3 protein-coding genes are annotated in these 3,917 nt (G+C 72.6%); 2 read left to right on the top strand and 1 reads right to left on the bottom strand.

The annotated features are described in order from the left end of the window. The first annotated feature begins 224 nt into the window (after positions 1-224). Positions 225-1,487, top strand: coding sequence for a deoxyguanosinetriphosphate triphosphohydrolase (locus G5C51_RS40460; protein ID WP_165245701.1), 1,263 nt, complete (start codon positions 225-227; stop codon positions 1,485-1,487). A 14-nt stretch (positions 1,488-1,501) separates the two neighbouring features. Here the strand turns inward: G5C51_RS40460 and G5C51_RS40455 are convergent, their stop codons facing one another. Then, positions 1,502-2,470, bottom strand: a complete 969-nt coding sequence (locus tag G5C51_RS40455; RefSeq protein WP_240930266.1) for an ArsR/SmtB family transcription factor — start codon at positions 2,468-2,470, stop codon at positions 1,502-1,504. A gap of 342 nt (positions 2,471-2,812) precedes the next feature. Between G5C51_RS40455 and G5C51_RS40450 the strand changes: the two genes are divergently transcribed. Next, positions 2,813-3,917: FAD-dependent oxidoreductase (locus tag G5C51_RS40450; protein WP_165245697.1), on the top strand; the 1,105-nt coding region annotated here is incomplete at its 3' end.

The following is a 3,917-nucleotide window of genomic DNA, read 5'->3' as shown; positions in this document are numbered from 1 at the left end:
GCGGAGGGCGAGAGCCGGGGGCGAGAGCAGGGGCCGGAGGCAGAGGCAAGCGCAGCGGCAGGGCCAGAGGCTCGGCGGGCCCAGGCGCCGGGCGTAAGAGACAGAGCTAAGCGCAGCGGCAGGACCAGGCCCAGGCGCAGTGCAAGCGCCGCCGACGCACGCGAAGCGGCGCGTTGCGCGTGGGTGGTGGGGCGTCGTGGGGGTGGCACGGATACCGTGCAGGCATGGCAGCATCGGGCTATCCCGGCCGTGACCTCGAGCGGTACGCTCCCGAGCCCGACAAGCGGCCCGGGCGTACGGCCTTTCAGCGTGATCGGGCGCGGGTGCTGCATTCTGCTGCGCTGCGGCGGCTGGCCGGGAAGACGCAGGTGGTTACGCCCGGGACCAAGTCGCAGGCGTGGGATGCCACGCCGCGTACGCGGCTTACGCACTCCCTTGAGTGTGCGCAGGTCGGGCGGGAGCTCGGCGCGGCTCTCGGGTGCGACCCCGACCTCGTCGAGACAGCTTGCCTCGCGCACGATCTCGGGCACCCCCCGTTCGGGCACAACGGCGAGGAAGCGCTCGACGAGGTCGCCGAGCCCTGCGGAGGCTTCGAGGGGAACGCGCAGTCGCTGCGGCTGCTCACCCGGCTGGAGCCGAAGCGGTTCACCGAGGACGGGCAGCCGGTGGGACTCAATCTCACCCGCGCCGCCCTCGACGCCGCCACGAAATACCCCTGGCCGCGCGGCGGGCACCCCGAAGACCCGGCCTCCCCCAAGTGCGGCGTCTACACCGACGACCTGCCCGTCTTCCACTGGGCGCGGGAAGGCGCCGCCCCGTACACCCGATGCTTCGAGGCCCAGGTCATGGACTGGTCCGACGACGTCGCCTACTCCGTCCACGACGTCGAGGACGGGCTGCACGCCGGCCACCTCGACCCGAACGTGCTTCTCGCCGAACCCGAACGCCGCGAGATCTTCGCCGTCGCCGCAGGGCGTTACGCCCCGGGCGCCGGCGAGGCCGAGCTAGCCGCCGCCCTCGACCGTCTCCTCGACGCCGACTGGTGGCCGCACGGTTACGACGGCACCGCGCGGGCGCAGGCCCGGCTGAAGGACGCGACCAGCCAGCTCATCGGGCGCTTCTGCCTCGCCGCCGAGGGCGCCACCCGGGAGGCGTACGGGACCGGGCCGCTGACCCGGTACGCGGCCGAGCTGATCGTGCCCGAAGCGCAGCGGCTCGAGTGCGCCGTGCTCAAGGCCGTCGCCGACCGGTATGTGATGCAGCGCCCGGACCAGGAGCGGCTGCGGGCAGAGCAGCGGATCGTCCTCACCGAGCTGGCGGAGGCGCTGCTGGCGCGGGCGCCTGAGGGGCTTGACCCGCAGTTCAGGACGCTCTTCGACACGGCGGCCGACGATGCCGGCCGGATGCGCGCGGTGATCGACCAGATCGCGGCGCTTACGGATGCGGGGGCGCGGAGTCTGCACGGGCGGTTGGTTCCGGGCACGTAGGCGCCGGGCGGCGGTCAGCCCCTGCCATCCAGCAGCGCATCCCCCAGCGACGTCCGCACATGCAGCACCTGATGCCCGTCCCGTCGCGACGCCACCAGTCCCGCCTCCCGCAGCACCGCCGCGTGCCGGCTCGCGCTCGCCGGGGCCAGGCGCAGGGCGGTCGAGATGCCGGTGGTCGACATCGGTTGCGCCAGGACCTCCAGCACCTCGGCCCGCGTCGCCCCGATCAGTCGCCGCACCGAGCGGCACGTGCCCCCGGCGGCCTCCCCCCGGTCCTCGGCCAGCCACCCGGGAGCGGGGCCCGCCGGATAGACCAGCACCTGGTCGAGCTCGGTGTCGGCCAGCGCGACCGGTCGCCGTACGCAGAAGAAGCCGGCCTGCAGTGTCAGCGGGCGCTCCTGCAGCTGAAGGTCACGCTCGACCGGATACGAGCACTCCAGGTACCCGTCCCGCCAGGTCACCTCGGGCTCGTAACTGGCGAGCAGCCCCTCCGCCCCGCACGCCAGCACCCGGCAGCCGCGCTCCGCCCGGTCCCCGGCCACGGCGGAGCGGATCGCGTCCAGGTACGGGGCGACGGCGATCTCGTAATAGCGGCGCAGCACCGCGCCGAGCTGCCGCAGGGTGGCGGCGTCGCCCTCGGCGAGGCGACGCGCGTAGCGCGGTGGTGGCTGGGCGGCCGAGGCCATCTTGGACAGCTCCGCGAACAGCCGCGCCCTGGGCGTGGACAGCACCGCGTCGATGCCGGTCTCCAGGTCGCGGGAGCCGCCGGACGGCGTGAGGAAATCCGGAAAGTAGCCGGCGTTGGGACACAGCCGCATGAGCGCGCCCACCGCCTCCGCGAGCCCTTCGCGCGCCACCGCGCGCCGCACTTGCCGACGCCACGGGTCGAAGGCGAGCGCGGCGTGCCGGGTCTGGAGCAGGTGCAGGCTGAGCGCGAGTTCCCACATCGGATCCGGCTCGGCGGCGATGCGGAGCCGGCTCAAGTCAGCCGTACTGAAGTCGATTCGCAGCATCTGTCGTCCCCCTGGGGAGTCCCCTGGGAATGCAGTATGCCCATCGCCCGGTGGGGCACCAGCGGAGCGGCGGATTCCGATTTCCTTCTCGCCGAATGTCCGGTCATGTGGCCCGTACGGCGCCATCCTGAGGACTTGCGGTGGCAGCGCGCGTCTGGGGGAAGCCCGCTGCCACCGCGAGCCGCTCACCCGCCTGCATCGGTTTGCGCCAAAGGGCTGGCCTATCCGCCCTCTTCCGCCATCACGCTCCGTGCGGGACGCTCGCCTTGCGGCAGACTTGGGTCTGCCGCAAGGGAAGCTAGGAGGGGCGAAGTGGTCGACGCACACCAGACGTTCGTCATCGTCGGAGGCGGCCTGGCCGGCGCCAAGGCGGCCGAGACAATGCGGTCGGAGGGCTTCACCGGCCGTGTCATCCTCATCGGCGACGAGCGCGACCACCCGTACGAACGCCCCCCGCTCTCCAAGGGCCTGCTCCTCGGCAAGGAGGAACGGGACAGCGTCTTCGTCCACGAACCGGCCTGGTACGCCCAGGCGGACATCGAACTGCACCTCGGCCAGACCGTCACCGCCCTCGACCGCGACGCCCGGTCGGTCACGCTCGGCGACGGCACCCGCATCCACTACGACAAGCTGCTTCTGGCCACCGGCGCCGAGCCGCGTCGCCTCGACATCCCGGGTACGGGTCTGGCGGGCGTGCACCATCTGCGCCGGCTCGCGCATGCCGAGCTGCTGCGCGGGGTGCTGACGTCGCTGGGGCGGGACAACGGGCAGTTGGTCGTGGCCGGGGCGGGCTGGATCGGTCTGGAGGTCGCGGCTGCCGCGCGCACGTACGGCGCCGAGGTGACGATCGTGGAGCCGGAGCCGTCGCCGCTGCATACGGTGCTCGGGCCGGAGCTGGGGGCGGTGTTCGCCGATCTGCACCGGGAGCACGGGGTGGTCTTCCACTTCGGGGCGCGGCTGACGGAGATCACTGGGCAGGATGGCATGGTGCTGGCGGCGCTGACGGATGACGGGGAAGAGCATCCGGCGCATGACGTGCTCGCCGCGATTGGCGCGGCGCCGCGGACGGCGCTTGCGGAGGCGGCCGGGCTTGAGGTGCTGCCGGGTGGCGGCGGCATCGCGGTGGATGCGGGGCTGCGGACGTCGGATCCGCTGATTTATGCGGTGGGGGACAACGCGGCTGTCGAGCACCCGTTGTTCGGGCAGCGGCTGCGGGTGGAGCACTGGGCCAACGCGCTGAATGGCGGGCCTGCGGCGGCTCGGTCGATGCTGGGGCAGGAGGTCGTTTACGACCGGGTGCCTTACTTCTTCTCGGATCAGTACGACGTGGGGATGGAGTACTCCGGGTATGCGCCGCCCGGGTCGTACGACCAGGTGGTGTGCCGGGGGGATGTGGGGCGGCGCATACCCGGAGTAC

The sequence above is a fragment of the Streptomyces coryli genome, from assembly GCF_011044975.1.
Taxonomy (GTDB): Bacteria; Actinomycetota; Actinomycetes; order Streptomycetales; family Streptomycetaceae; genus Streptomyces; species Streptomyces coryli.
The sequence above is the reverse complement of the archived record's forward strand: the minus strand, read 5'-3'. Positions and strand labels throughout refer to the sequence as shown.

Coding starts and splice junctions, on each gene's coding strand:
- G5C51_RS40460 (WP_165245701.1), top strand. CDS start 225: ATGGCAGCATCGGGCTATCCCGGCCGTGACCTCGAGCGGTACGCTCCC.